At 58.6% G+C, this 26,468-nt stretch carries 27 protein-coding genes; 12 read left to right on the forward strand and 15 right to left on the reverse strand.

From position 1 onward, the window contains the following. Positions 1 to 9: 9 nt before the first annotated feature. From C3938_RS02465 to C3938_RS02480, 4 genes are read left to right on the forward strand one after another with little or no spacing between them, the layout of a single operon-like run. Positions 10 to 1,914: a penicillin-binding protein activator gene (locus C3938_RS02465; protein WP_105103182.1), complete on the forward strand. Its 1,905-nt coding sequence runs from the start codon at positions 10 to 12 to the stop codon at positions 1,912 to 1,914. Positions 1,915 to 1,974: 60 nt separating this feature from the next. After that, a complete protein-coding gene (locus C3938_RS02470; RefSeq protein ID WP_105101673.1) occupies positions 1,975 to 2,334 on the forward strand; it encodes a YraN family protein in 360 nt (119 codons plus the stop codon). 27 nt (positions 2,335 to 2,361) lie between these two features. Beyond that, positions 2,362 to 2,955, forward strand: coding sequence for an SIS domain-containing protein (locus C3938_RS02475; RefSeq protein WP_105101674.1), 594 nt, complete (start codon positions 2,362 to 2,364; stop codon positions 2,953 to 2,955). 3 nt (positions 2,956 to 2,958) lie between these two features. Next, positions 2,959 to 3,558, forward strand: coding sequence for a BON domain-containing protein (locus tag C3938_RS02480; protein WP_105101675.1), 600 nt, complete (start codon positions 2,959 to 2,961; stop codon positions 3,556 to 3,558). A 71-nt stretch (positions 3,559 to 3,629) separates the two neighbouring features. On the opposite strand, the gene C3938_RS02485 is transcribed toward C3938_RS02480, so the two are convergent. Further along, positions 3,630 to 4,820: an acetyl-CoA C-acyltransferase gene (locus tag C3938_RS02485; RefSeq protein ID WP_105101676.1), complete on the reverse strand. Its 1,191-nt coding sequence runs from the start codon at positions 4,818 to 4,820 to the stop codon at positions 3,630 to 3,632. 276 nt (positions 4,821 to 5,096) lie between these two features. Between C3938_RS02485 and C3938_RS02490 the strand changes: the two genes are divergently transcribed. Beyond that, positions 5,097 to 5,693: a LemA family protein gene (locus C3938_RS02490; RefSeq protein WP_105101677.1), complete on the forward strand. Its 597-nt coding sequence runs from the start codon at positions 5,097 to 5,099 to the stop codon at positions 5,691 to 5,693. Positions 5,694 to 5,699: 6 nt separating this feature from the next. Continuing rightward, entirely contained in the window at positions 5,700 to 7,712 is a 2,013-nt protein-coding gene (locus tag C3938_RS02495; RefSeq protein ID WP_105101678.1) for a M48 family metallopeptidase, read from the forward strand. 118 nt (positions 7,713 to 7,830) lie between these two features. Here the strand turns inward: C3938_RS02495 and C3938_RS02500 are convergent, their stop codons facing one another. From C3938_RS02500 to zapE, 8 genes are all read right to left on the reverse strand, one after another. Beyond that, on the reverse strand, positions 7,831 to 8,445 hold the full coding sequence (locus C3938_RS02500; RefSeq protein ID WP_105101679.1) for a Yip1 family protein: 615 nt from the start codon (positions 8,443 to 8,445) through the stop codon (positions 7,831 to 7,833). A 210-nt stretch (positions 8,446 to 8,655) separates the two neighbouring features. Beyond that, on the reverse strand, positions 8,656 to 9,048 hold the full coding sequence (locus C3938_RS02505) for a ClpXP protease specificity-enhancing factor (RefSeq protein ID WP_105101680.1): 393 nt from the start codon (positions 9,046 to 9,048) through the stop codon (positions 8,656 to 8,658). 23 nt (positions 9,049 to 9,071) lie between these two features. Further along, positions 9,072 to 9,701, reverse strand: a complete 630-nt coding sequence (locus C3938_RS02510) for a glutathione S-transferase N-terminal domain-containing protein (protein WP_105101681.1) — start codon at positions 9,699 to 9,701, stop codon at positions 9,072 to 9,074. A 124-nt stretch (positions 9,702 to 9,825) separates the two neighbouring features. After that, a complete protein-coding gene (locus C3938_RS02515; protein ID WP_105101682.1) occupies positions 9,826 to 12,027 on the reverse strand; it encodes a ubiquinol-cytochrome c reductase in 2,202 nt (733 codons plus the stop codon). After that, a complete protein-coding gene (petA, locus tag C3938_RS02520; RefSeq protein WP_105101683.1) occupies positions 12,024 to 12,623 on the reverse strand; it encodes a ubiquinol-cytochrome c reductase iron-sulfur subunit in 600 nt (199 codons plus the stop codon). Before petA ends, C3938_RS02515 begins: the two co-directional genes overlap by 4 nt. A 514-nt stretch (positions 12,624 to 13,137) precedes the next feature. After that, positions 13,138 to 13,530, reverse strand: coding sequence for a 30S ribosomal protein S9 (gene rpsI / locus C3938_RS02525; protein ID WP_105101684.1), 393 nt, complete (start codon positions 13,528 to 13,530; stop codon positions 13,138 to 13,140). Between the two features lie 15 nt (positions 13,531 to 13,545). Then, positions 13,546 to 13,974 carry a 50S ribosomal protein L13 gene (rplM, locus tag C3938_RS02530; protein ID WP_105101685.1) on the reverse strand — a complete coding sequence of 143 codons (429 nt, stop codon included), beginning with the start codon at positions 13,972 to 13,974 and terminating at the stop codon, positions 13,546 to 13,548. 135 nt (positions 13,975 to 14,109) lie between these two features. Beyond that, positions 14,110 to 15,252, reverse strand: a complete 1,143-nt coding sequence (zapE, locus tag C3938_RS02535) for a cell division protein ZapE (protein ID WP_105103183.1) — start codon at positions 15,250 to 15,252, stop codon at positions 14,110 to 14,112. Positions 15,253 to 15,502: 250 nt separating this feature from the next. On the opposite strand from zapE, the gene C3938_RS02540 reads away from it, so the two are divergent. After that, positions 15,503 to 15,955, forward strand: a complete 453-nt coding sequence (locus C3938_RS02540) for a YhcB family protein (RefSeq protein ID WP_105101686.1) — start codon at positions 15,503 to 15,505, stop codon at positions 15,953 to 15,955. A gap of 136 nt (positions 15,956 to 16,091) precedes the next feature. Here C3938_RS02540 and sat read toward each other — a convergent pair whose 3' ends face one another. Then, a complete protein-coding gene (gene sat / locus C3938_RS02545) occupies positions 16,092 to 17,282 on the reverse strand; it encodes a sulfate adenylyltransferase (protein WP_199775473.1) in 1,191 nt (396 codons plus the stop codon). Between the two features lie 170 nt (positions 17,283 to 17,452). Here sat and C3938_RS02550 point away from each other — a divergent pair, with 170 nt between their 5' ends. Continuing rightward, positions 17,453 to 18,595 carry a S1C family serine protease gene (locus tag C3938_RS02550; RefSeq protein ID WP_105101687.1) on the forward strand — a complete coding sequence of 381 codons (1,143 nt, stop codon included), beginning with the start codon at positions 17,453 to 17,455 and terminating at the stop codon, positions 18,593 to 18,595. A gap of 87 nt (positions 18,596 to 18,682) precedes the next feature. Here the strand turns inward: C3938_RS02550 and hisD are convergent, their stop codons facing one another. The 5 genes from hisD to C3938_RS02575 all read right to left on the reverse strand — a co-directional run bounded on the left by hisD (position 18,683) and on the right by C3938_RS02575 (position 23,206). After that, positions 18,683 to 20,032 (reverse strand): histidinol dehydrogenase, encoded by a 1,350-nt coding sequence (gene hisD, locus C3938_RS02555; RefSeq protein ID WP_418903563.1) that lies wholly within the window; start codon positions 20,030 to 20,032, stop codon positions 18,683 to 18,685. Between the two features lie 51 nt (positions 20,033 to 20,083). Continuing rightward, positions 20,084 to 20,722 (reverse strand): ATP phosphoribosyltransferase, encoded by a 639-nt coding sequence (gene hisG / locus C3938_RS02560; protein ID WP_105101688.1) that lies wholly within the window; start codon positions 20,720 to 20,722, stop codon positions 20,084 to 20,086. Between the two features lie 133 nt (positions 20,723 to 20,855). Beyond that, entirely contained in the window at positions 20,856 to 22,118 is a 1,263-nt protein-coding gene (gene murA, locus C3938_RS02565) for a UDP-N-acetylglucosamine 1-carboxyvinyltransferase (protein ID WP_105101689.1), read from the reverse strand. Positions 22,119 to 22,181: 63 nt separating this feature from the next. Further along, positions 22,182 to 22,418 carry a BolA family protein gene (locus C3938_RS02570; RefSeq protein WP_105101690.1) on the reverse strand — a complete coding sequence of 79 codons (237 nt, stop codon included), beginning with the start codon at positions 22,416 to 22,418 and terminating at the stop codon, positions 22,182 to 22,184. Between the two features lie 116 nt (positions 22,419 to 22,534). Further along, entirely contained in the window at positions 22,535 to 23,206 is a 672-nt protein-coding gene (locus tag C3938_RS02575) for an MlaC/ttg2D family ABC transporter substrate-binding protein (protein ID WP_233998612.1), read from the reverse strand. Positions 23,207 to 23,673: 467 nt separating this feature from the next. Between C3938_RS02575 and C3938_RS02580 the strand changes: the two genes are divergently transcribed. The 4 genes from C3938_RS02580 to lptA all read left to right on the forward strand — a co-directional run bounded on the left by C3938_RS02580 (position 23,674) and on the right by lptA (position 26,433). Then, the gene (locus C3938_RS02580; protein ID WP_105101691.1) at positions 23,674 to 24,645 is read left to right on the forward strand and encodes a KpsF/GutQ family sugar-phosphate isomerase; all 972 of its coding nucleotides are present in this window, start codon (positions 23,674 to 23,676) and stop codon (positions 24,643 to 24,645) included. A gap of 34 nt (positions 24,646 to 24,679) precedes the next feature. Continuing rightward, entirely contained in the window at positions 24,680 to 25,252 is a 573-nt protein-coding gene (locus C3938_RS02585) for a KdsC family phosphatase (protein WP_418903564.1), read from the forward strand. Positions 25,253 to 25,319: 67 nt separating this feature from the next. Next, positions 25,320 to 25,883 carry an LPS export ABC transporter periplasmic protein LptC gene (gene lptC / locus C3938_RS02590; RefSeq protein ID WP_105101692.1) on the forward strand — a complete coding sequence of 188 codons (564 nt, stop codon included), beginning with the start codon at positions 25,320 to 25,322 and terminating at the stop codon, positions 25,881 to 25,883. After that, a complete protein-coding gene (gene lptA, locus C3938_RS02595) occupies positions 25,870 to 26,433 on the forward strand; it encodes a lipopolysaccharide transport periplasmic protein LptA (protein ID WP_105101693.1) in 564 nt (187 codons plus the stop codon). The genes lptC and lptA overlap by 14 nt, the downstream gene beginning before the upstream one ends. The last annotated feature ends 35 nt before the right edge of the window (positions 26,434 to 26,468 follow it).

A 26,468-nucleotide genomic window follows, 5' to 3' on the forward strand; every position in this document is an offset into this window, starting at 1 on the left:
GAGAAGAATATGTCCGCCCTGCACCGGCGCATCCCCTTCATCATTCATAGTCTTGCCGCAGGCGCTCTGGCGCTGTCCGTAGCCGGATGTCAGACACCGAGTAGTCAGCCCAACACGCAGATCCCTGCCGATAGCGGCAATATCGCTACCGCTGACCGCCAGAACGCCATACGCCTGCTCAACAGCGCCCGCGAGCTGCCCTCGCCCGCAAAGGACCAAGCGCAGCTGCAGGCGGCCGCCATTCTATACACTCTGGGCGATAACGCGACGGCCAGGCAAGCGGCCAGCGCCATCGACGCCGAGCAACTGACGGACGCCGAGTACGCCCGCTATGCCCAGGTCTACGGCGGTGCGCTGGCGGCAGATGACGACTTCTTCGCCGCCCTGGATCTGGTCAGTGCCCCGCGGCTGGAGCAGTCCTGGTTCCAGATCCCCGCGGAAACCGCGCTGCCGCTGCGTGTTCTGCGCGCGGACCTGTGGAATCTGATGGGCGATATCGACAGCGGTATCGCTGAACGTCAACGTATAGCCACTCTGGCCCGGGAAGACGATGCGATCAATCGCAACAATGACGGCCTGTGGCAGCTGCTGACCCAGTTGCCCTCCAGCGAGCTGCGCAATCGCGCGGAAGAGGCTCTCGACCCGAAAATGCGTGCCTGGTATCAACTGGCGCTTCTGGGCCGCGATACTCAGGCGGACATCAGCACCCAACTCACTGCATTGAGCCGCTGGCGCCAGCAGTGGCCGGGCCACACCGCGGTCAGCCACCCACCTCAGGCGCTGCAGCTGCTGGAGCACCTCGCGTCCCAGCGGGCACAGAATGTGGCCCTGTTGCTGCCACTCTCCGGCCCTCTCGGTTCCGCCGGTCGCGCCATCCGCGACGGCTTCATGGCGGCGTACTACAGCGCACTGGATGCCGGTGCGCCGACACCCCAGGTACAGGTGTACGACACCGGCACCGCGCAGCCATTTGACGAGATCTACCAGACCGCCATCAACAACGGCGCCCAGGCGATTGTCGGACCGCTGGACAAAGACAAGGTGGCCAATCTGCTGGCCACGGAAAAACTGCCGGTACCCACGCTGGCACTGAACTACGGCGATGAAGGCCGCCTCACCGATGACCTGGTGCAATTCGGCCTGGCGATTGAAGACGAAGCCCGCCAGGTTGCCCAGCAGGCGTACCGTCAGGGCCACCGCCAGGCCCTGATCCTCGCACCCGAATCCAGTTGGGGGCAGCGTGGCCTCGAGGCCTTCACCGAAGAGTGGAACAGTCTCGGCGGCACCATCAGCCTCAGCCGCAATTACACCGACACCAGCAATTTTTCCCAGCTGGTGAGTGAAGCCCTGCTGATCCCGGAAAGCAAAAACCGCGAAGCGGAGCTGCGCCGCAAACTCGCCTCCCCGCTCAAGTTCACGCCGCGTCGTCGCGGCGACGTAGACATGCTGTTCGTGCTGGCACAGCCACAGCAGGCGCGTCAGATCAAACCCATGCTGTCATTTTTCTACGCCGGCGACCTGCCGGTGTTCTCTACGTCACAGGTATTTGCCGGCAACGTGGATCCACAGCGCGACCGCGACATCAACGGGGTACGCTTCACTGCCCTGCCATGGCTGTTTGAAGATGACAACCAGACCAAGCGCAATATCGTGAAGCAGGCGGACCCGGCACCGGCGTTCGCACGCCTCTATGCCCTCGGGGCCGATGCTTTCCGCCTCTATCCGCGCCTGCCCATGCTGCGACAGTTTCCCAACCAGCAGGTGTACGGGCTTACCGGGGCCCTCACCCTGACCGCGGATGGCCGCATTGTGCGCGAGCAGATCTGGGCGAAGATCGAGCAGGGCAAGCCGGTGCCGATCACCACCGCCGCAAACGAATCATCGCTCACCGATGACAGTGCCCGCGTGGATTGATCGAGACCGGCAGATCATAGATTGAGTGGCGGTTAACATAATCCATAGAAAAGGAATTCCATGGACACCACAAGTATTGGCAATCAGATGGAAGCACTGGCGGAACGGCATCTCACTGGTGCCGGCCTGTGCATCGTCGAGCGGAATTTCCGCGGACGCTTTGGTGAAATTGATCTGATTGCCCACGATGGCAGCACACTGGTTTTTGTCGAAGTGCGCTTCCGTCGCAACCGCAATTTTGGTGGCGCCGGTGTATCCGTTGACTACCGCAAACAAAAAAAATTGCTCGCCACCGCCAACGGCTACCTGCAATATCGCCGGCTCGACTGCCCCTGTCGGTTTGATGTGATCAGCATCGAGCAGGAAAAAATTACCGGCACTCTGAACATCGACTGGATTAAAAATGCCTTCGGGCAATAGGCTCACCCAAAGGAAACCACACAACAGATGGAACAGCGCGTTGTAACCCTGTTTCACCGCAGCATTGAAGCAACCATGAATGCCGGTGAACTTTTGGCACCTTTGATTGCCGAAGCCAGCGAAATGATCGTGCACACCCTGCTCGCGGAAAACAAACTGCTCATCTGCGGCAATGGCCTCAGTGGTGCGCTGGCACAGAGCTTCTCCGCACAGCTGATGGGCGGATTCGAGCGCGAGCGCCCCGGGTTGCCGGCGTTGGCACTGAACGGTGACGCTATCACTACCGGTACCGTTGCCCGCAATCACGGTCGCGCGGAGTCCTACGCGCGCCAGGTTCGCGCTCTCGGCCACCCCGGAGACCTGCTGGTGATCATCAGCACCGATGGCCGTGACTCCAACCTGGTGCAGGCAATCCGTGCCGCCCACGACCGCGACATGGGTGTGCTCGCCCTGACTGGCGGCGAGGGCGAAGGCGACTGTACCGCCCTGCTGGATGTACACGATATCGAACTGCATGTACCTTCCGAGGTCCCCTCCGAGGTACACCAGGTACATATGCTCACCCTGTTCTGCTTGTGCGACCTGATCGACAGCAGCCTGTTTGGTGGATACGAGGACTGAACCATGCGCTCAAATACAGGAATCAGAATTTCCAACCCGCTCAAACTCATCGTCACCGCTGGCGTCTTATCTGTATTCGCCGGTTGCTCCACCGTATTGGATGCTACCCACGATGGTCCGATTCAACCGGACCCGGGTGAGCGTACTTTCGGTACCTTTATCGACGACCAGCAACTGGAAACCATCACCAATGTGAACATTGGCAAAGCACATCCGGACCTGAAGGCAGCCAATATCGATGTGGTTGCATTTAATGGTGTGGTACTGCTCACCGGCCAGGTTCCCAGCAATGAACTGCGCGATCTCGCCGGGCGCACAGCCCAGCAGGTTCACACCGTGCGGCAGGTATACAATGAAATCCAGGTGCGCGGCACCACTTCCATGCTCGCTCGCACCAGCGATACCTGGCTGACCACCAAGGTCAAAAGCGTGTTACTGGCAGATAAGGAAATCGACAGCGGCCGCATCAAGGTAGTAACGGAAAACGGCGTAGTCTATCTGATGGGACTACTCACCCGGCAGGAAGCGGAGAATGCTGCGGAAGTAGCACGCACCGTTGGCGGCGTACAGAAGGTAGTGAAAGCCGTAGAGTACATCGACTAGATTTGCGAAAGTTTGTGCCATAAAAAACGGAGGCCGCAGCCTCCGTTTTTTATGGCACAACATTCCGTCGATTACGGACGCTCAATCGCAATCGCCGTCGCCTCGCCACCACCGATACACAGACTCGCCACACCTTTTTTCAGGCCGCGACTTTCCAGCGCCGCCAGCAGGGTGACGATCACCCGGGCACCACTAGCGCCCAGCGGGTGGCCCAGCGCGCAGGCACCGCCGTTCACGTTTACCTTGTCGCGAGGCAGCGCCAACTCTTTCATTGCCGCCATGGTCACCACGGCAAAGGCTTCATTGATTTCGAACAGGTCTACATCCGCAGCCTGCCAGCCCACTCTTTTCAGCAGGTTGGTCATGGCGGTAACCGGCGCGGTGGTGAACCACTCCGGTGCATGAGCAAACTGGCTCTGGCCGCGCAATATCGCCAGCACGTTCAATCCACGCGCCTTCGCCTCACTTTCGCGCATCAATACCAGCGCCGCGGCACCATCGGAGATTGAGCTGGCATTGGCAGCGGTTACCGTACCATCCTTGCGGAACGCCGGGCGCAACTGCGGGATTTTTTCCGCGCGAGCGTTGCCGGGGCCCTCGTCCACGGAAACTTCGATCTCTCCACGGCGACTGCAAACGGTCACGGGAGCGATCTCTCTCTTGAAAGCTCCTGTCTCGATAGCCGCGTTGGCCCGCGCCAGGGATTCCAGCGCAAAGTTGTCCTGCTCTTCGCGGGTAAAACTGTACTTGTCCGCGGTGCACTCGGCAAAGTTGCCCATCAACTGGCCATCGTACGCATTTTCCAGACCGTCGGTGAACATGTGATCCAGTACTTCGCCGTGGCCGAGGCGCATACCGCCGCGGGCCTTCGGCAGCAGGTAAGGCGCGTTGCTCATGCTTTCCATACCTCCGGCCACAATCACCTTGGCGTCGCCAGCGAGCAAAGCATCCCGGGCCATCATCACGGTTTTCATACCTGAGCCACACACCTTGTTGACGGTAGTGGTGGGCGTGCCTTCCGGAACACCAGCACCCAGCGCAGCCTGGCGCGCCGGCGCCTGGCCGAGGCCCGCGGGCAGCACGCAGCCCATCAGCACCTCGTCCACATCCGCCGCCGCCACGCCGGCGTCGGCCAACGCGCCGCGAATGGCGACCGCTCCCAGCTCGGGAGCGCTGAGACCGGACAGGGCACCCTGCATCGCCCCCATGGGAGTACGGGAAATGCCGACAATGACTACAGGGTCTGCAAGTTGCTCGCTCATGCTGAATTTTCTCCAGTTATAACGGGGATCGCCGCTTCAGGCTGACCAGAATTGCGATGAATGGTTATTTTGCGGCGGATTATACCCCACACTCCGGCCGTCATTGCCATCCGCCCTTCGTTGGATTCGCCAAGACCCACCGCCAAAGCCGCCATGGTACTATCTGGCGCAGCTTTCGGATAAAACCATCCGCCTCAACCACTGTGACCGATAACAACAGCTTCCCTGTCCCAAAAACAACCCCGGGGGAAGCCCAACCACAGGAATGTGCCTTTTATGGATATTTCAACCATCGTCTGGCTGGTCGTGCTCGCTGCGCTGGTGTTTTACATCATTGGAATCTACAACCGCCTGGTCTCCCTCAAGAACCGCTACGAGAACGCTTTTGCGCAGATCGAAGTGCAACTGAAACGACGCTACGATCTGATTCCCAACCTGGTGGAATCCGCCAAGAGCTATCTCCGGCATGAGCGCGAGACCCTTGAAGCGGTTATCAGCGCACGCAATTCGGCACTCGCCGGCCTGAAAGCGGCCGCCAGCAACCCCGGCTCCGCCGCCGCCATTGCCGATCTGGGAAACGCGGAAAGTCTGCTCACCAGCGCTCTCGGTCGCCTTAGTGTTGTAATGGAAGCCTATCCGGATCTGAAAGCCAACCAGACCATCCAGCAGGTGATGGAAGAACTCACCAGTACCGAGAACAAAGTCTCCTTTGCCCGACAGGCATTCAACGATGGTGTCACCGCCTACAACATTTACCGTCAGAGCTTCCCTCCGGTGTTTTTTGCCGGCTTTTTCGGCCACCGCGAAAATGGCAAGTTGCTCGAGTTCGCGGATTCCGAGGCTTTCCAGGCCGCGCCCCGGGTACAGTTCTGATATCCCATGAATTTCTTTGAATATCAGGACAAGGCACGTCGCAATACCACCCTTCTGGTACTGCTGTTTGCTGCGGCAGTACTCGGGCTTATCGCCATCACTACCGTGTTTTTCGCCTTTATCAGCAACGTCTCCCACGAACAGGGAGGCGAGAGCACGATTGTCGGAATGCTCTCCGCCCTGGGCTGGGATACCGTTGCCGGAATCGCCGTCACCATCACCGCGGTTATAGCACTCGCCAGTTTTTACCGGTTGCAACAACTGGCGGCCGGGGGCCGCGCGGTAGCGGAGTCCCTCGGTGGGCGGAAAATCAACATCGCCCCTCGAGACCTGGCGGAGCAGCGCGCGCTGAATGTGGTGGAGGAGATGGCGCTCGCCTCAGGAACACCAGTACCGGATATCTACATACTGGACGACGATGCCATCAATGCTTTTGCCGCCGGCTATCAACCGGCGGACGCGGTGATCGGTCTTACCCGAGGCTGTATCGAACAGCTGAACAGAGACGAACTGCAAGGTGTTGTGGCGCACGAGTTCAGCCACATTTTTAACGGCGACATGCGCCTCAACATCCGTATCGTCGGCCTGTTACACGGCATCCTGATCATTGGCCTGCTGGGCAGTTGGTTATTGCGCGGGAGCTACTGGGGCACCGGCCGTGACAGTCGTGGCCGCGCCGCCCTGTTCGGTATCGGCGCGGGACTTGTCGCCATCGGTTACACCGGCACCTTTTTCGGCAATCTGATCAAATCCGCTGTGAGCCGCCAGCGGGAATACCTGGCGGACGCCTCGGCTGTACAGTTTACCCGCAGTAATCAGGGTATCGCCGGTGCGCTTAAAAAGATTGGTGGTCACCAGCAGGGCTCCAACCTGAGCGCCGCCAATGCCAGCGAATTCAGCCATATGTATTTCGCCAGCAGCCTGAAACATTCACTCATGGGTTTGTTTGCCACACACCCTCCGCTCGCCAGCCGCATCGGTCGTCTGGACCCGCAGTGGAAAGGCTGGGACGGTGTTGCCACAAGAGCGACAGGAGTGTCACACAGAGAGCAGATTTCCGGAATACACGCCACAGATATTCCACCCTCCTCCAAGGCACCCGGAGAGCCCTCCACCCAATCCACACCCGCAACTCAGTACCGTTCCCGCCTCGATCAGGTACTGGAGGCCGTGGATAACCAAATTGCGCAGCCATCGGCCGCACAGATTGCGCTGGGCGGCGCGCTGCTCGCGAGGATTCCCGCAAACCTGAAATCCGCAGCGCACGACCCCTTCGCCGCCCGCGCCGTCGCCTACGGGCTGCTGATGGCCCCAGGACAATATGCGCAGCAGCGTGCGGTACTGGAGAAGTCCGCACATCCCGCAGTGCTGCGCGAGTTCGGTCGGCTGCAGCCTTCGCTCGCGCAGCTGCCCGCCACCTGTCGGCTGCCATTACTGGATCTGTGCGTGCCCGCGCTGAAGGCGTTGGCGCCGCAGCAATACCAGATATTCAAACGCAACCTGATCAAACTTGTGCGCGCCGATGGCAAGGTGGAAGTCTGGGAGTGGGCACTTTATCGAGTGCTGATACATGCTCTTGAAGCCAATCCGGATCTTCAGCGCAAGATGCCGCCCGGAACAGGCTCGGGCGCGGCTCAGACAGACGCGCAGCGTTTCCTCCTCGCCGCCATGGCCCACGCGGGAAGTGACGAGTACCTCGGTGCCAAACGCGCCTATGAGGCGGGGCTAGCGACACTGAAGCAAACGCCAGTACCACTGCCCGCGGCGCGGGACATCAATCTGCAGCGACTGGACAAGGCTCTCGCCATTTGCCGGGACATTGCGCCACTGAGAAAGCCAATGCTGCTTAAAGCACTCGCTACCACTCTGGCGCACGATGGAGTAATCCGCGCGAAGGAAGTCGAACTGCTACGAGCCATCGCCGACTGCCTCGACTGCCCGATGCCTCCGTTACAAAGCAGTCCCGATTCCGCGCTGGAACACGACGAGGTCAGCATCGCCGTCGACGCACAACCCTGACCTCAAGATGTATTCACACCGGGTCAAACCGGTGAAGCAGACACACCAGGGCCGGCGAATTCGCCGGCCCTGGTGTTACGAGTATCACGGAAAGGACGAAAAAACGGCAAAGTCCAACCTAGTGCTGATACACCGGTCCCACACCCATACTCCAGATAATCACCGAACAGATCATCATGGTCACCAGCCCCACCAAACCGATGGTGAGCACGGCACTCGCATAAAGAAATGCACGCTCCTTGCTCATATTCATAAGAATAGGGATGCCCTCGTACAGAAGGTAAACGGAATAGAGCCCTGCCAGTCCCATTACCGTCACAACCAACCAGAGATGCGGGTATAACAGCACGATACCCGCCAGTAGAACCGGCGTGGTGATAAATACCGCAAGAGCCGTACCTTCGTAGTGACGGGTGGGCTCATCACCTTCCACACCGTAAGCTTTGGCCATCCAATTGATGAACTCACCGACCAGATAAATCCCCACCAAAAGCGCCAGATAAGTCGTCACCGCCAGCGTTGCCGCGCTTGCCGGTGTCAATTTGGCGGTGTGCCCACCCAACTCGAATCCCACCTGGGTGACACCGATATAACCGGCAATGGCGGGAATTAACGCCAGAATCGGTACATGACTCAGAAACACCTGGAGAAATGAGTGTTTATCGGCGCGAATGGCCTGCCACTCCCGATCCGGGTTGGTGAAAATACCGATGGTATGGCTGAGTAATTTCATTGAGGGCCTCCTGCACACAGCTTGCATGCAGTATCGGAAGGCCGCGACAAATTCACCAACCGAGAACAGGAATACGGCGTCATTTTTTACGCCATGCACGAGAGGGGCAGGTGAATCCAGTTGAAAACGCGAACCCGGTGCACGCGGGTACAAAAAAGGTCCGTAACAACGGACCTTTATCGATTCCCAACAGGATTGCGCAGCTACGGATTACTTGACCACCCGCAGCGAGGGTTTCTTCGCAGGCTTTTTGAAGGTCGCCGGTGGTGTCGGCTCCGGGGGTTCTGGTGTTTCCTCGGATTCAAACACCATTCCCTGGCCGTTTTCCCGGGCGTAGATCCCCACAACCGCCCCAACCGGCACCTGGATATCCGTCGGCACACCGCCAAAACGGGCGTTGAAACGGATGGCATAATTGTCCATCGTCAGACCCATCACCGCAGTTTCCGACACATTCAGGACAATCTGCCCATCCTCATTGACATGCTGCTGGGGCACCAGCACGCCCTTCAGATGGGTATCCACCAGCAGATACGGCGTGCATTTGTTATCGGTGATCCACTCATAAAACGCCCGTAACAGATACGGGCGGTTGGATGTCATCGGCGGCTTGTTCAATCAGCACCTCAGGAGCGCATTTCGCGCTCATATTCGGTCAGACTCTGCTGGAAGGCTTCGCGGGCAAAAAGGCGATCCATATAGTCCTGTAATGGCTTGGCCTGCTTGGTCTTCGGCAGCGCAATTTCCAGCTGATCCAGACGCCATAGCAGCGGCGCCATACAACAGTCCACCAGGGAAAACTCTTCATTGAAGAAGTACGGCAGATCGGTAAACATCGGCGCAATACCAACCAGACTATCACGCAGCTCTTTACGCGCCGTCGCCACATCCTTGCCGCCGGCAAGAATTTTGTCCACCAGTGGCACCCAGTCGCGCTCAATACGGTACATGATCTGGCGGCTCTGAGCGCGAGCTACCGGATATACGGGCAGCAGCGGCGGATGCGGAAAACGCTCATCCAGGTATTCCATCATCACCTTGGTTTCAAACAGTACCAGTTCCCTATCCACCAGAGTAGGCAGCGAGTTGTAGGGATTGAGCTCTGCCAGCTCCGCCGGTTTGTCTTCGGGATCGACGTCGACGATGTCAACGGTAACACCCTTTTCAGCGAGAACGATACGCACCCGGTGGCTGAAGTGACAACGACCATCGGAAAAGAAGGTCATGGAGGAGCGCTTGTTGGTCGGCACACCCATTGTGGAACTACCTCAATCTATACTGGTCGGCTTTGCGACCGTCATTCTGAAACGGAAAACGGGCGGTAGGGCTGATGCCGGAAACCGGCGGCCCACCACCCGGAAAAATCAGTCTGGCAATCGCTCAGTGATGAATATCTTTCCAGTACTCGCGATTCAACAGCCAGGCAAAAATGAAGAACACAAGGATAAACGCCAGCACATAGAAGCCGATACGTTTACGGGACTCCGCCATGGGCTCAGCCACGTACTCCATAAAATTGACCAGGTCATACACCGCCTGATCATATTCTTCACCGCTCATGGACCCCTTGACCTTGGCAACCTGCAGGCTGCCGCAGTTGGCGTCCATGATGGGATTGCCCATCTCGTCGCGCACTACCTTGCCGTGGTCGCGTTTGGGGCCCGGCGCGCACTCCGGAAGACCCTGCAGCTCCATCAGCACATGGGGCATCCCCACATTCGGGAACACTTTGTTGTTCACACCAGTGGGACGGCTCTCATCCTTGTAGAAGCTACGCAGATAAGTGTAAAGCCATTCCGGAGAGCGTGCGCGGGCCACCAGAGTGAGATCCGGCGGCGTGGCACCAAACCAAACCTTGGAGTCTTCAGGTTGCATGGCAATTTGCATCAGGTCGCCGATCTTGTCGTCGCCCAGCACCAGATTCTGCAGCATCAGCTCGTTGGGGATATCCAGGTCCGTGGCAACACGCTCCCAGCGGGAAAAGTTGGCGCTGTGGCACCCCATGCAGTAGTTAACGAAGTACTTGGATCCGCGCTGCAATGAGGCTTTATCGTTCAGGTCGATATTGATGTGGTCCAGCTCAACGGAACTCTCTGCCCCCACCGCCTTGATGGGCACGAAGGCCAGCAATACCACCGCGATAATACCGCCGAACAGAAGGATGAACGATTTGCTGCCAGACGGGCTGGTAACACGATCCGGCACCGGGTGTACCACATCGCGCTCGGTCAGCCACGGCAGCGCCGCGAAAAAGCCGGCAAACAACAGGGACACGACACCAACGAACAGGCTCGCTTTCCAATTCACAACCGCCATCCACAGAAACAGGAAGGCGAATACACCACTGACAATCCAGGAAACCAGAGTTTTACGACTGGTCGGATTGGTCCAGATTGGCATGGTGACAAAGAAGGCAAAGTAGAACAGGGTCGCTACCTGAGCCAGGAAGTTACGCCCCGGGGTCGGCGACTTAACACCCAAGTATCCAAGAATGATGAACACCGCGGCAAACACGAGCAGCAGGACCTTGGGCAGCACTCCCTTGTAGCGAATGGACTTGACCGGGCTTTTGTCGAGCCAGGGCAGTACAAACAGGATTGCAATGGCCGCACCCATCGCCACCAGGCCGAGGAATTTTGCGGTCAACGGACCGATATCCATGGTCACTGCACGCAGCACCGCATAGAACGGCGTGAAGTACCACACCGGAGCAATGTGCTCGGGGGTCTTCAGCGGGTTAGCCTCTTCAAAGTTGGCGTGCTCGAGGAAGAAACCGCCCATTTCCGGGAAGAAGAATACCACTACACAGAAAGCGAACAGGAAAACCGCCACACCGACGAGGTCGTGCACGGTGTAATAAGGATGGAAGGCAACCCCATCCAGCGGGACACCGTTTGCGTCCTTGTTCTTCTTGATCTCGATACCATCGGGGTTATTGGAGCCCACTTCGTGCAGCGCCAGAATGTGCAGCACTACCAGCAACACCAGCACCAGCGGCAGGGCAATCACGTGCAGGGAGAAGAAACGGGTCAGGGTAATACCGGAAATCAGGTAGTCGCCGCGAATCCACTGCACCAGATCTTCACCGATACCGGGGATGGCACCGAACAGGGATACAATGACCTGCGCCCCCCAGTAGGACATCTGTCCCCAAGGCAGCACGTAACCCATAAAGGCTTCCGCCATCAGTACCAGGTAGATACACATACCGAAAATCCACACCAGTTCGCGTGGCGGCTTGTAGGAACCGTACATCAGGCCACGGAACATGTGCAGATAAACCACCACGAAAAACGCGGAAGCGCCGGTGGAGTGCAGATAACGGATAATCCACCCCATATCCACATCGCGCATGATGTATTCAACGGACGCGAAGGCACCTTCGGCAGATGGGTTATAGCTCATCACCAGCCAGATACCGGTCAGCAGCTGGTTCACCAGAACCAGCATGGAGAGCACGCCGAAGAAATACCAGAGGTTGAAGTTTTTGGGCGCGTAGTACTTGCCCATGTGGGTATCCCACGCGCGATAGATCGGCAGACGCTGATCAACCCAATCTCCCAAAGCGGTTAACCAGTTCATGCGGCGCCCTCCTGATCCACACCAATTACGATGACATCGTCACTTTCATAGGAATACGGCGGCACCTCCAGATTGGTAGGAGCCGGTACACCTTTGTATACGCGACCAGCCAGATCGTATTTGGAGCCGTGGCAGGGGCAAAAGAAACCACCCATCCATTCACTGCCGCCAAGATCGGCAGCGCCCACTTCCGGGCGATACATGGGCGCGCAACCGAGGTGCGTGCACAGACCGACAAGAACCAGCGTTTGAGGCTTGATGGCACGGTTTTCAGGGTTTACATAGGCGGGCTGATTGGACTCCGCAGACTTCGGATCGCGCAGCAGCGGGTCGACCTTGACCAGGTTATCCAGTGATTCCTGGGTGCGGCGCACCACGTACACCGGCTTGCCGCGCCACTCGACGGTGACCATTTGGCCGGGCTCCAGCTTGCTGATGTTGTATTTGACTGGCGCGCCTGCGGCCTTGGCCTTGGCACTCGGATTCCAGGAAGCGACAAAAGGTACTGCGACCCCGACCGCACCTGCACCACCCACGACAGAGGTAGCAGCGGTCAGAAATCGACGACGCCCCACATTTACACCGTCATCACTCATGACGTAGTTCTCCCATCACAGCGCCCCGCACAACCTACATGAACGTAAGCCCAGAGCTGACTGGCCCAAACCCAAAAAATCCGGAAAACTTCTGCAGTAAATCTACATGGCCAGCGGCGCTTCAGGTTCATCCGCATTGGCAGCGAGTGCGTGTATGCGGCCCAATGGTTCGGGAAGAAAAGATCCGCGACCAGATAGAACTGAGCACCCGCGCAATGGCGAATAGCTCGCCACAGCAACATCAGAGACTTAAGACAGAAACTCCCCACAACTGACCCACCTGCTTGGCTGTAGAACAAAGTAGCCAAACCCCAAGTGCAGGCGGATAGAAATTCGCGCAATGTTAAAGAAAATGCCAAACCGATACAAGGCGAAACCCGGGGCGAACGCCTGCGACCTTGCCGCGAACTGGCGGAATTTTAAACAGAAAATGCTTTGACCCATGGCCCGCGAAGAAGGCCCACACAAAAAAAAGCCCGGCAGTAGCCGGGCAATAAAATACAGAAAATTCTGCTTAACGCTTGGAGAACTGCGGCTTCTTGCGCGCTTTGCGCAGACCAACTTTCTTCCGCTCAACGGCACGCGCATCGCGAGTCACGAAGCCGGCTGCACGCAGCGGCTGACGCAGGGACTCGTCGTACTGCATCAGAGCGCGGGTCAGGCCGTGACGAATAGCGCCCGCCTGACCGAAGGAACCGCCACCTGCAACAGTGACATTGATATCGAACTTTTCGACCATATCGACCAGTTCCAGCGGCTGACGCACGATCATGCGAGCCACTTCACGACCGAAGTATTGGTCCAGAGTGCGGCCGTTGATGCTGATATTACCTTCGCCCTGCTGAATGAATACACGAGCAGTAGAGGTCTTGCGGCGGCCGGTACCGTAGTATTGAGTAGTTGCCATGAGAATGCTTTCCGTTTAGATCGACAGTTCAATCGGCTGCTGGGCCGCATGAGGATGTTCGCTACCCTTGTACACCTTCAGTTTCTTGAACATGGCGCGACCCAGGGGGCCTTTCGGGAGCATGCCTTTGACTGCACTTTGAATCGTGCGCTCAGGCGCCTTGTCGATCAGCTTCTCAAAGCTGATGGATTTCAGACCACCCGGGTAACCGGAATGGTGATGGTAGATCTTGTCTTTGGCCTTGTTGCCGGTCACGCGAACCTTTTCGGCATTGATGACTACGATGTAATCGCCGGTGTCCACGTGGGGCGTGTATTCAGGCTTGTGCTTGCCGCGCAGGCGGTGAGCGATCTCGGCGGAAATACGGCCGAGAGTCTTGTCCGCAGCGTCAACAATGTACCAGTCGCGAGTTACCGCTTCCGGCTTGGCACTGTAAGTCTTCATGTTATAAAACACCTGTATATGGCCTCCGAAATGGGGGCCGTCCCACGAAAAGAGCGCGAATACTACATAAGCGCCCGGGGCTTTTCAAGCACAAAATTGAGCAACTTGTGACCAGTCCAAACCGCCGCCGACGCCCTACTCCGGGCGGTGAGGGCGCGCCAGATACTCCCGAGACTGCATCTCCTGCAACCGACTGACGGTGCGCTCGAACTCAAAGCGCAGGTGGCGACCGCGGTACAGAGACTCCACTGGCTGTTCCGCGGAGATCACCAGCTTGACGCAACGGTCATAAAATTCGTCGATCAGATTAATGAAACGACGCGCCTGACTCTCCATACGCTCATCGAAACGCGGTACGTCCGCCAGCACAATGGTGTGAAACTCTCTCGCCAACTCGATGTAATCATTCTGTGACCGCGGTCCGTCGCAGAGCTCACTGAATCCAAACCAGGCCACATCGTCCGCGACCCGCGTCGCGACTATGGGGCGCCCCTCGATATCCAGTTTCACCTTTTCTCGCACCTCGCACCCCTCAACGATGAGACTGCGAAATGAGCGCTCAAGACTGGCATCGGCTCCGATTCCTAGCGGGCAGTGGTACAACTCCGCCATCTCCAGAGCACGCAAACGGTAGTCGACGCCGTTGTCGACATTGACCACCTTGGTGTGCTCCAACAACAGGTCTATGGCTGGCAGAAAGCGCGCCCGCTGCAGACCATCTTTATACAACCCCTGCGGCACGATGTTCGACGTGGCCACCAGAGTAACCCCGCGTTCGAACAGCGCCTGCAGCAGATTGGCCAGGATCATGGCGTCGGTGATATCCGAGACAAAAAATTCGTCAAAACACAGCACCCGAGCACGGCTCGCAATGCGATCAGCCACCTTTTCCAACGGATTTTTCTCACCCGCCAGGGTTTTCAGCTGTCGGTGTACATCGCGCATAAAACGATGGAAATGCGTGCGCTGTTTCTGTTCGAAAGGCAGAGCCTCAAAAAAGGCGTCCATCAGATAAGTTTTGCCGCGTCCGACGCCACCCCAAAAGTACACCCCCGTTTCGGGACGACGCTCACGCGCCCGAAATAATCGGCGCAGACGGCCAAACACCCCCTGCTCCCGCCCCCCGGCGGCCATCAACCGCTCATAGAGATCCTGCAGTTCGGCAACAGCCGCCTTCTGCGCGGGGTCTGCCACAAAATCCGGACGCTGCAGATCCCGCTGGTAGCGGGCCATGGGTGTAAGCCGTTCGGAGGTGGGCGGACGTTGTACCGTGACCATTAACTCGAAACCATTCAGAAAAATAATCGGGGGACACAACCAGACGGGGTGCGCATAATCCGCCCCACACAAGGGTTTCGGAAACGCCTGCGGCGAAGACACCTCCCCGCGACCGTCCGAATCGGCGCGCACTTTACCAAATCCGCAGTGACTTGGCACAAACCGTATCGCGGCGCGCTGGTGGGAATTGCGTATAATAGGGGCACCGTCACGGATGGCCGGTGCCACATTCAATTTGAGGAGAAAGTACGTGCACGCAACTTCGGTTTTAATTCTGGTCGGCATACTCGGCCTGGTCCTGGGCGCCCTGCTGGCCTTTCTGGCTACTCGCGGCCGCCAGAACGTCGATCGCACTCAGGAACTGGAACTGCGCCTGAAAGAGGCCAATACCAGACTGGAAGACTTCCAGCAGCAGGTGAATGAACACTTTGACCAGACGGCCCAACTGGTCAACAACCTGACCCAAAGCTACAAAGAAGTGCATGAACACCTCGCCACCAGCGCCATGCGGCTTTCCAATCAGGACATCGGGCGCCAGATGCTGGAGGCCGGCAGCGGCAACCTGAGTGACAACGACGAGAACCTCAACGTGCTCCCCCCCCGCGACTGGGCCCCAACGAAAGGCGCACTGTCCGAGGATTACGGGATTGAAAAAGAGGCGCAGGCCCCCTCGCCCGCCCCGATGAACTCTTCCAGCCGCTGATCTCGCCACTGCCGCTCAGGCCCTGGCGCTTACGCTCCAGATTCGAGACACAAAATTCGAGACACAAAATTCGAGACACAAAAAAGGCGGGACTTCCCGCCTTTTTTGTGTCCGCCGAAATATACCAGCTTTGTGATTACAGACTCTGGTAGTAGTCCATCAGAATCTGGGCCACTTCCGGACGAGAGAACTCCGGGGGCGGTGCAATGCCGTTGCCCAGCAACTCACGCACCTTGGTGCCGGACAACAGGATGAAATCATCCTTGGTGTGATCAGGCACATCGCGCATCATCACCACGCGGTTCAGTTTCTTGGAGTAGGCGGTGTGATCCGCGCGGAAGATTTCGATCTCCAGGGCGCCCTCCGGTACCTTTTCGTCGAAGATCGTCTGCGCGTCGAAAGCACCATAGTAGTCACCCACACCCGCGTGATCGCGCCCTACGATCAGATGGCTACAGCCACAGTTCTGGCGGAACACAGCGTGCAGAACAGCCTCACGCGGACCGGCGTACAGCATGTCAAAACCATAGCCGGTCACCATCACGGTATTTTTCGGGAAGTATTCTTCCACCATCTTACGGATGGCTGCGTCGCGCACATGGGCGGGAATGTCGCCGGCCTTAAGCTTGCCCAGCAGCATGTGGATCAGCACACCGTCGGCACCAACGGCGTCCAGCGCCATCTTGCACAGCTCTTCGTGAGCCCGGTGCATGGGGTTGCGGGTCTGGAAGGCAACAACCTTGCTCCAGCCGTGCTCCACGAATTCATTGCGGATTTCCACCGCGGTGCGGAAGGTATCGGGGAAGTCAGACTGGAAGTAGCTGAAGTTCAGCACCTCGATAGGGCCGGAGATCAGCTGGCGGCCCGCAGCCTTGAATGTCGCCACTCCCGGGTGGGCGTCATCCAGGGTGCCGAATACGTGCTCGGCGATGGTGTTTACCTGCTCATCGCTCACGGTTTCGATCGCGTCCACGTCCATTACCGCGATGACCGGGTTACCCTCGACATTGGGGTCGCGCAGGGCTATGCGCTTGGCACCAGCAACGGCAGAAGCGTCCTCCACCATATTCACCACAGGCACCGGCCAGAACAAACCATCCGCGGTACGCAGGGTTTCCGCCACGCTCAGGGTGTCCGCGAGGTTCATATACCCATGCAGCGGGTTGAAGTAACCCGCCCCCAGCATCACCGCATTTGCCGCCGCAGCGGAGCTGATGACGATGGACGGCAGGGATTCCGCTTCGTGGATCAATTGGTGATGGCGCTCACTGTCGTAAACGAAACGGGGCTGCAGCTCGACACTGCCGTGTGGACGAACCAGGGACATAGTTACTCCTGAGGTGTTTGGGATTCGGACCAGAATTTTGAGCGCCACATTATACGGATTCCGACATTGCCACCAAGCACCGTCCGCGGCCGCCCTTAGAACTCTTGAGGAGCCCCCGGCCGCAAAGGCGCATAAAGCACGTATAATGGCCCCAAATCAAGGAGCCGCCGGTGTCACTACAACGTTTTTTGCAAGATTGGGCCATTCCCGCAGCGATCGGTCTCGGTGTCGCCGCGGCGCTGTTGTTGCTGTTCCCGCACCTGCGGGGGAAACCGGACCAATCTGTTGTTATCGCGGATTTTCAGGGCCCCGCCTCCTATGCCAGTGCCGTCAATCTGGCGGGGCCCGCAGTGGTCAACATTTTCACCCGCAAAACCATATCCGAGCGCAGCCACCCGCTGTACAACCACCCGCTCTACCGGCGCCTGCTGGACAACATGAACATCCCGCAGCGGGAGCGCATGCAGTCAAACTTGGGCTCTGGGGTCATTGTCGACCAAGACGGTTACATTTTAACCAATTACCACGTCATTTCCGGCGCAGAAGAGATTGCCGTGGTGCTGTCGGACGGGCGTGAGGCCCAGGCGACCCTGGTGGGATCGGACGCCGATTTTGATCTGGCGGTGCTTAAGATCAATTTGCCCAACCTGACTACCATCGAAGTGGGAGACCCGGACAAGGCGCAGGTGGGTGACGTGGTGCTGGCCATCGGCAATCCGTTCGGGGTCGGCCAGACGGTAACCCAGGGGATCGTCAGTGCAACCGGTCGCGATCTGAGCAAAACCGGCACGGGCAGCTACCTGCAGAATTTCATTCAGACCGATGCCGCGGTCAACCCAGGTAATTCCGGTGGTGCCCTCGTGGATGCGCGCGGAAAGCTGCTGGGGATCAACACTTCCATCCTGAACCAGAGCGGCTCCTCGGGCGGGATCAGCTTCGCCATCCCTGCCAATATTGCGCTAAAGATTATGCAGGACATTATCGAATTCGGTCGCGTCGTGCCCGGCTGGCTGGGTATCGAGGCGCAGACGCTGTCGCCACAGCTGGCGCGCTCGTTCAACCTGGCCTCCACCAATGGCGTGATCATTACTGCCATCTACAACCAGGGACCAGCTCATCAGGCAGGACTCAAACCCGGCGACGTAATCACCCACATCAACAACGACCCGATCAATGACGGTATGCACGGTGTAGCGGCCATGGCAACACTGAGGCCGGGAGAAGTGGTCAGCATCACCTATATTCGCAACGGCGAAGTCCACAACACACGTGCCACGGTATCAGAGAAGCCGCAGTCCCAAAGCAGAAGCTGACAAGACGGACAATGAAGCGCGGAAAAGCGCGAGCCTGAGCAATCGAGGCCGCACCTGCAGGCCTCGATATTCAGAGACAAGGAAACCCTAACCCCGTTCAGCGCCCGGTGTTTTTACCACTCGATATTCTGCCGAGCGGGCGTGGGCATCCAGACCTTCACCCTTAGCGAGTGTGGCCGCCACGCGGCCCAGCGTATCGGCACCCTGCGGTGAGCAATAGATGATAGAACTGCGTTTCTGGAAGTCATAAACCCCCAGCGGTGAAGAGAAGCGTGCCGTACCACTGGTCGGCAGCACATGATTGGGACCCGCACAGTAATCCCCCAACGCCTCCGCGGTGTGGCGCCCCAAGAAAATGGCACCGGCGTGGCGAATACGCGGCAGATAACGCTCTGGCTCGTCGACGGAAACCTCAAGATGTTCCGGGGCAATTCGGTTTGCCACGTCTATCGCCTGCTCAATGTCGCGCACGAGGATCAATGCACCGCGATCGACAATGGAACGCATGGCGATGTCCTCGCGGGGCAACGCCTTCAGCAGTTTCTCCAGTGAGCGGGCCACCGCATCCAGAAACCCGGCATCCGGGCTGAGCAGAATGGACTGCGCCTGTTCGTCGTGCTCCGCCTGGGATAACAGATCCATGGCGATCCAGTCCGGGTCCGTCTTGCCGTCACAGATCACCAGAATTTCGGAGGGCCCGGCAATCATGTCTATGGCAACCCGACCGAACACGGCGCGCTTGGCGGAGGCGACAAAGACATTGCCGGGGCCGACGATCTTGTCCACCCGCGGCACGGTCGCAGTGCCGAACGCCAGAGCGGCCACCGCCTGGGCACCGCCGATGGTGAACACTTTGTCCACGCCGGCAATCGCCGCAGCCGCGAGCACGAGATCGCTGAGCTGATTATCTGGTGCCGGTACCACCATCAATACTTCATCCACACCCGCTACGCGCGCGGGAATCGCATTCATCAGTACCGACGACGGATAGCTCGCTTTACCGCCGGGTACATAGATGCCCACACGCTCCATCGGCGTAATCTGCTGGCCTAGCACGGTGCCGTCGGCTTCCCGATATTGCCAGGATGACTGCAACTGGTGCTCATGGTAGTCACGCACCCGCTTTGCAGCAGTTTCCAGTGCCGCGCGTTTATCGGCGGGGATACGCTCCAGCGCCGCCGCAAGTTCAGCCTGGTCGAGACAGAACGCATCGGCGCGGCTGAGATGGCGACGATCAAATCGGTTGGTGTACTCAATTACCGCGGCGTCGCCACGCGCTTTTACCTCGCGCAGAATTTCCGCCACAGCAGACTCTACCCGCTGATCCGCTACCGACTCCCAGGCCAATAGCTGCTCGAGATCCCCGGAAAATTCGGAGCTGCCGGCGTCCAGCCGGCGAATGAAGAAGTCACTCATGATTTTCAGTCGAAATTGCATCGCGGCGACAAGCCGCCTTAAAAAACGATCAGGGCAGCCATCAGAGAAAAATCAGGCGGTTTCCCGCGCCCGAACCGCATGGCCTAATTGCTCGATCAGCGCATTGATCGGGCCATACTTCATCTTCATGGAGGCCTTGTTCACGATCAGACGGCTACTGATATGCGCGATATGCTCCCTCGCCTCCAGGCCATTGGCCCTGAGGGTATTGCCGGTATCGACGATATCCACAATCTCGTCGGCGAGTTCCATCAGGGGAGCCAGCTCCATGGCACCATACAGTTTGATGATATCGGCCTGACGCCCCTGAGCCGCGTAATAACGCTTGGCGGACTGCACAAACTTGGTCGCCACTTTGATACGCCCTTTCGGCCGCGGCGCACCCTTGATACCCGCGGTCATCAGACGACAGCGCGCAATATTCAGATCCAGAGGCTCATAAATGTTGCTGGTGTCGTGCTCCAGCAGATTGTCCTTACCCGCCACACCGAGGTCCGCGGCACCATGCTGCACATAGGTGGGCACGTCGGAACCGCGCAAAATAAGCAGGCGCACATTGTCCTGATTGGTTGGGAATATCAGCTTGCGGCTCTGGGCGATGTCCTCCAGCGGCTCGAGACCGGCGGCAGCCAGCAGCGGTAGCGTTTCCTTGAGAATACGCCCCTTGGTCAGGGCAATGGTGATCTGCATATACGTTTATGATTGTTGAAGTGCCGACTGAGGCCGGACAGAGAGCGATGGCGGAAGCTTACTTGAATGTCAGCTTCCCGCGCCAATACAAATCTAGAATAGCGCTAGACACTTCGCATCTAGCGCTTTGGCGTCAGCCAGGGACGCGACGGATGTTTGCGCCGATCTGACGCAGTTTCTCTTCAATGCACTCGTAGCCGCGGTCGATATGGTAGATACGATCCACGGTGGTGGTGCCCTCCGCGACCATTCCGGCAATCACCAGACTCGCGGAAGCGCGCAGGTCCGATGCCATTACCGGCGCACCCTTGAGCTTCTCGACACCGGTAACAATCGCGGTATTGCCTTCAAGTACGATATTCGCCCCCATGCGGTTCAGCTCGTGCACCTGAATCAGACGGTTTTCGAAGATGGTTTCCACGACGGTACCCTTGCCTTCCGCCACCGCATTCATGGCGGTGAACTGGGACTGCATGTCGGTGGGAAAGGCCGGATAAGGTGCCGTGCGGAAGCTGACCGCCTTCGGGCGGTTACCTTTCATATCCAGCTCAATCCAGTCGTCGCCAATACTGATATGAGCGCCAGCCTCCTCAAACTTTGCCAGTACCGCATCGAGAATATCCGCACGGGTGTGGGTCAGGCGTACACGGCCACGGGCTGCAGCGGCTGCGGCGAGAAAGGTTCCGGTCTCAATCCGGTCAGGCATCACGGTAAAGGAACAGGGGTTCAGGCGCGATACGCCATGTACGCGAATGGTATCGGTGCCCGCGCCCTCAATCTGCGCACCCATGGCAGTCAGGAAGTCCGCTAGGTCGACAATCTCCGGCTCCCGCGCCGAGTTGTGCAGCACCGTGGTGCCTTCCGCCAGTGCCGCCGCCATCAGCAGGTTTTCGGTACCGCCCACGGTAACTTTTTCCATCACGATGTTGGCGCCCTTCAGGCGGCCATTACTGCGCGCGCGAATAAAGCCCTCATCGATGGTAATTTCCGCCCCCATCGCTTCGAGCCCCTTGAGGTGGATATCCACGGGGCGGCTGCCAATGGCACATCCACCGGGGAACGAAACGTTCGCCACACCATGACGCGCCAACAGCGGCCCCAGCACCAGAATCGAGGCTCGCATGGTTTTCACCAGATCGTAGGGCGCGGTCAGCTCGTTGACCGAGCGCGGGTCGATCTCGACCCCCAGGCGCTCATCGATGGTGATTTCAGTCCCCATGCAGCGCAACAGGGTAATCATGGTGGTGATATCGTTGAGGTGCGGGAGATTGTGAATCTGCACCGGGCCATCGGCCAGCAGAGTCGCAGCCAGAATCGGCAACGCAGAATTCTTGGCCCCGGAAATTCTCAGAGTTCCGGAGATGGGGCTGCCCCCTTCGATAATCAGTTTATCCATGCGAACTGGTTTCCCATTGCGAAGCAAAAATCCCTGGCGAGCCCGAGGCCCACAGAGCAGAGGTTACTGACCGGCCTCTTCCGGAGTGAGCGTTTTCATCTGCACCGCGTGCAGGGTGCCATCGGCAATTTTGTCGGACAGCGCACCGTAAACCAGCTGCTGCTTCTTCAACCGGGAGAGGCCACTGAAGGCTTCGCTGACGACCGTCAAATGCAGGTGACTACCTTCGAAGGCCACATCGGTAACCTGGCTGCCGGGAATCTGCCCTTCAATGAGGGACTTGATCTGATCTGGTTGCATAAAAATAAATACGGATGGGAATTCAGTCGATATAGAAACAGGCGCGGAGTGTACTGGAAAGCACATACTGGCGCAGCCGCGATTGTGCAAACTGCGCCTCAATTCGTTCGCTACGGTCAGTTCACACTATCCGCAACCTTGTCCGCCGCAGACCAGTTGGCAATGACCTTATCGAGATCGCCGCCGTTCGCCTGCATCGCCTGGGAGAATTGGCCGCGGAAGGTTTTACCGAGGTTGACACCATTCAAAATAACGTTGATCAATTTCCACTGGCCACTCTTGTTCCGCACCAGCGTGTAGGACACCTTGGTCAACCCTTCCGCACTGCGCACTTCCTGCAACACATTAACCCGGTTGCCGCTGGGAGCAGCGCCCGGATTCACCACCTTAACGTCCATATTGCCGAAGGTGGCAACACCGCGCGCGAACGTCGCCACCAGATCGCGGCGGAAGGTGCTGGAAAATTTGGCGCGCTGTGCCGGCGTCGCCTGCTTGGCGTAATTCCCCATGACACCACGGGCAATAAAGTCAAAATCCACCACCGGCGCCAGCACTCTATCCACGGAAGCGTAGTAGCGCTGCGGATTCGAACTGACCTGCTGCCCCTCGGAGCGGATCACATTCAACAACTGGCTGGAGACGCTCTCAATCGTGGTATAGGGGTTTTCCGCAGCACCGGCAAACGGAGCCAGGCAACACAACAGAACGGCGGAAAGCAGCGCTCTGCTCTTGCGCGCAATCGCGGATTGAAAAGCTCCGGTTTGGATAGTCATGGTGGGTGCGCTCACAGAAAATCTCCCAATTGGCAATTCGTCCCTTGGATGCACACAACACAAAAAAGTGTCATGGCGGTGCCGAAATATCTCGCTGGCAGGTTCAGACGCGCCCTCGCGCGGGCCTGGTCCGACACCACAGCTGACAATAGCGGCGGCAAACTATACCATGGCGCCGCCGCGGACAAGCGGCACTGAGCCACTTTCGCCCTATTGCACGACGAATGCGGTGGAGCGATGACGTCGGCGACAATTGGATGCACTTCGCATTCACAGCAGATCCGTGACGCAGGTCTCAACGTCGATTTCCACTGACACTACAAAGGTTAGCACGTCAGACCGAAGGCCGGCGGAGCGACAACGGATCGCCATTTGTCACCGCAGACAAGGCCGAGTTCGGGTTACTCCCTCTAAAATGAACACACTGGTAACGGTGAATACGGCCTGCCTGCCCACCCTGGTAATTCCACACGAGAGATGTCATGGGAAAAGATATGATCCTCCAGGCCGGACGCCGCACCATAGCCATGGAAACCGCCGCCGTAGCGGCACTGGAGGCACGCATCGGTGACGACTTTGGCCGCGCGTGCGAGCTGATCCTGAGCTGCCCCGGGCGCGTCATCGTATCCGGCATGGGCAAGTCCGGGCATATCGGGCGCAAGATCGCCGCCACCCTTGCCAGCACCGGAACCCCCAGCTTTTTCGTCCATCCCGGCGAAGCCAGCCACGGCGACCTCGGCATGATCACTCGCCAGGATCTGGTGATTGCCATCTCCAACTCCGGCAGCTCCGCGGAGGTGCTGACCCTGCTACCGCTGTTGAAGCGCCTTGGCATTCCCCTGATCAGCATGACCGGCAAGCCGGATTCGCCACTGGCGCAGTCCGCCGATGTGAATCTGGATATCTCTGTGGAAACCGAGGCCTGCCCGCTGAACCTGGCCCCGACGTCGTCTACCACCGTCACCCTGGTGATGGGCGACGCACTGGCAGTGGCACTACTGGAAGCACGCGGCTTCACCGCGGAAGACTTCGCTTTTTCCCACCCCGGTGGCGCCCTCGGGCGCCAGCTGCTGCTCAAGGTAGAGGATGTGATGCACGCCGGGCAGGAGCTGCCCCAGGTGTCCCCCGACACCCCCCTCTCGCAGGCCCTCCTGGAAATGACCAGCAAAGGCTTCGGCATGACGACCGTGGTGGACAACCAGGGCCAGCTCCAGGGCGTATTCACCGACGGGGACCTGCGCCGTGTTATCGACCACAAAGTCGAGCTGGACACCGCCACCATGAAGGACGTCATGAGCCGCAGACCGAAAACCGTGAGCGCCCACATCCTGGCGGCAGAGGCCCTGCGTATTATGGAAGACAACAAAATCACCGCGCTGGTGGTGGAAGACCCCGAGCACCACCCGGTTGGACTGCTGCACATGCACGATATACTGCGCGCCGGCGTTATCTGAGTAGTTGCAGCAATTAAAAGAGAAGGACACCCCATTGAGCCAGCAAAGCCCGTTCCGCCAGACCGGCAAACAGGACATTCAGCAAATACTGTGCAAGGTGCGCCACCTGATCCTCGACGTGGATGGCGTGCTTACCGACGGCAGACTGTATTTCGACAACCACGGAAATGAGCTGAAAACGTTCCACACCCTGGACGGACACGGCATCAAAATGCTGCAGAAATCAGGCGTGGCGGTCGCCATCATCACCGGGCGCCGCAGCGCGCTGGTGGAAAAGCGCGCGCACGATCTCGGTATTACCCGCCTGATCCAGGGGCGGGAAGACAAGTACAGCGCCTTTCTGGAACTCTTCGCGAATGAACCCTACGACCTCACACAGATCGCCTATGTCGGAGACGACTACCCCGACCTGCAACTGATGACCCGCGTGGGCTGCCCCATTGCTGTCCCCAACGCCGCCACACCAGTGAAAGAGCGCGCCCTGTTTGTGACCGAGCGCGAGGGTGGACTCGGCGCCGTGCGCGAGGTCTGCGATCGGATCATGCAGGCTCAGGGAACATTTGATGCGGCGCTCGCCCCCTATCTCGCCGACCATCCCCAAACCTGAACCTTCGCCCCCGAAAAGAGACTAAGCTGACGGCGCGAGCCGTCGCACATGAGAAAACGGATACAGCATGCGCACTTGGTTACCACTTGTTATCGTGGTCGCACTTATCTCCCTGGGACTGTGGTTTACCGAGAGCCCGTCCAAGCAGTTGTTGGGCAAGCGCCCGACCCAGCAGGAACACAACAGGGCCGCGGACCTCATCATTCGCGATGCCCGCACGCGCCACTACAGCACCGAGGGCACCCTCGCCTATGAGGTCGATGCCGAGCGGGTCACCTTCTTCCAGTTTGCGCGCCGGGATCGCGCGGATCTCACGGAGCCCCGCATGGTGTTTTACCAGGGAGAAAACACCAAGTGGCACACCGAATCCCGCACCGGGGTCGCCTACGACAACGGGCAGAAGGTTGAACTCAACGGTGACGTCTCCATCATGGAATTGCCACAGCCGGGAATCACCCTGCGCACGGAAAAGATCACTCTCAAACCCCGGGAAGAATTCGCCGAAACGGACAAAGTTGTTACCATTACCGACGGCTCCAATCGCACCACAGGCAAAGGCCTGCGCGCTGATCTAAAACAGGACAAGGTAGAAATTCTGTCAAATGTGGAAAGCAGCTATGAACCACGCTGATTTGCGCGGCATCCGCCGACCGACGGCGACCCACCGGCTGTGGGCCGCGGCCATTGCGGCGCTGCTGCTGGCAGGGCAAACCCACGCCCTGCCCAACGATCGCGAGCAGCCGGTAAAGGTTTCCGCCGACAAGTTTGAAGCCAACCGCAGCCAGAACCTGTCTATATACAGTGGCAATGTGGTCATCAGTCAGGGGTCGCTGCAGATTCGCGCCGACCGCGTGGAAGTGCACGGCAACACCAAAGGGGAAATCAACAAGGTGATTGCCACCGGTGCCCCCGCCCATTTTCAGCAGCAAGTGGAAGAGAGCACCAGCCCGGTGAAGGCCCGCGCCAAGCGTATCGAGTTTCTGGTAAGCACGGATGCCCTGCAACTCAGCGGCGAAGCGTTTGTGGATCGCGATGGCAACACCCTGTCTGCGGAGCACATAGATTACGACCTCAAAAGCGAGCAGATGCAGGCCCAGGGACAATCGGAGAAAAAGCGCGTAGAGATGATCTGGAAGCCCGAATCCAAGCCAGAGGCAGGTCCCGTGGAAAACCGCCAATAGGCCCTGCTCACTCAAACACCTCACCCAGTCAGAAG

The sequence above is a fragment of the Microbulbifer pacificus genome (assembly GCF_002959965.1).
Lineage (GTDB): Bacteria > Pseudomonadota > Gammaproteobacteria > Pseudomonadales > Cellvibrionaceae > Microbulbifer > Microbulbifer pacificus_A.

Excerpts from the sequence above, each read along its gene's own strand:
- C3938_RS02465 (WP_105103182.1), top strand. The coding sequence starts at position 10 with ATGTCCGCCCTGCACCGGCGCATCCCCTTCATCATTCATAGTCTTGCC.
- C3938_RS02470 (WP_105101673.1), top strand. The coding sequence starts at position 1,975 with ATGGACACCACAAGTATTGGCAATCAGATGGAAGCACTGGCGGAACGG.
- C3938_RS02475 (WP_105101674.1), top strand. The coding sequence starts at position 2,362 with ATGGAACAGCGCGTTGTAACCCTGTTTCACCGCAGCATTGAAGCAACC.
- C3938_RS02480 (WP_105101675.1), top strand. The coding sequence starts at position 2,959 with ATGCGCTCAAATACAGGAATCAGAATTTCCAACCCGCTCAAACTCATC.
- C3938_RS02485 (WP_105101676.1), bottom strand. The coding sequence starts at position 4,820 with ATGAGCGAGCAACTTGCAGACCCTGTAGTCATTGTCGGCATTTCCCGT.
- C3938_RS02490 (WP_105101677.1), top strand. The coding sequence starts at position 5,097 with ATGGATATTTCAACCATCGTCTGGCTGGTCGTGCTCGCTGCGCTGGTG.
- C3938_RS02495 (WP_105101678.1), top strand. The coding sequence starts at position 5,700 with ATGAATTTCTTTGAATATCAGGACAAGGCACGTCGCAATACCACCCTT.
- C3938_RS02500 (WP_105101679.1), bottom strand. The coding sequence starts at position 8,445 with ATGAAATTACTCAGCCATACCATCGGTATTTTCACCAACCCGGATCGG.
- C3938_RS02505 (WP_105101680.1), bottom strand. The coding sequence starts at position 9,048 with ATGACATCCAACCGCCCGTATCTGTTACGGGCGTTTTATGAGTGGATC.
- C3938_RS02510 (WP_105101681.1), bottom strand. The coding sequence starts at position 9,701 with ATGGGTGTGCCGACCAACAAGCGCTCCTCCATGACCTTCTTTTCCGAT.
- C3938_RS02515 (WP_105101682.1), bottom strand. The coding sequence starts at position 12,027 with ATGAACTGGTTAACCGCTTTGGGAGATTGGGTTGATCAGCGTCTGCCG.
- petA (WP_105101683.1), bottom strand. The coding sequence starts at position 12,623 with ATGAGTGATGACGGTGTAAATGTGGGGCGTCGTCGATTTCTGACCGCT.
- rpsI (WP_105101684.1), bottom strand. The coding sequence starts at position 13,530 with ATGGCAACTACTCAATACTACGGTACCGGCCGCCGCAAGACCTCTACT.
- rplM (WP_105101685.1), bottom strand. The coding sequence starts at position 13,974 with ATGAAGACTTACAGTGCCAAGCCGGAAGCGGTAACTCGCGACTGGTAC.
- zapE (WP_105103183.1), bottom strand. The coding sequence starts at position 15,252 with ATGGTCACGGTACAACGTCCGCCCACCTCCGAACGGCTTACACCCATG.
- sat (WP_199775473.1), bottom strand. The coding sequence starts at position 17,282 with ATGTCCCTGGTTCGTCCACACGGCAGTGTCGAGCTGCAGCCCCGTTTC.
- hisD (WP_418903563.1), bottom strand. The coding sequence starts at position 20,032 with ATGCAATTTCGACTGAAAATCATGAGTGACTTCTTCATTCGCCGGCTG.
- hisG (WP_105101688.1), bottom strand. The coding sequence starts at position 20,722 with ATGCAGATCACCATTGCCCTGACCAAGGGGCGTATTCTCAAGGAAACG.
- murA (WP_105101689.1), bottom strand. The coding sequence starts at position 22,118 with ATGGATAAACTGATTATCGAAGGGGGCAGCCCCATCTCCGGAACTCTG.
- C3938_RS02570 (WP_105101690.1), bottom strand. The coding sequence starts at position 22,418 with ATGCAACCAGATCAGATCAAGTCCCTCATTGAAGGGCAGATTCCCGGC.
- C3938_RS02580 (WP_105101691.1), top strand. The coding sequence starts at position 23,674 with ATGGGAAAAGATATGATCCTCCAGGCCGGACGCCGCACCATAGCCATG.
- lptC (WP_105101692.1), top strand. The coding sequence starts at position 25,320 with ATGCGCACTTGGTTACCACTTGTTATCGTGGTCGCACTTATCTCCCTG.
- lptA (WP_105101693.1), top strand. The coding sequence starts at position 25,870 with ATGAACCACGCTGATTTGCGCGGCATCCGCCGACCGACGGCGACCCAC.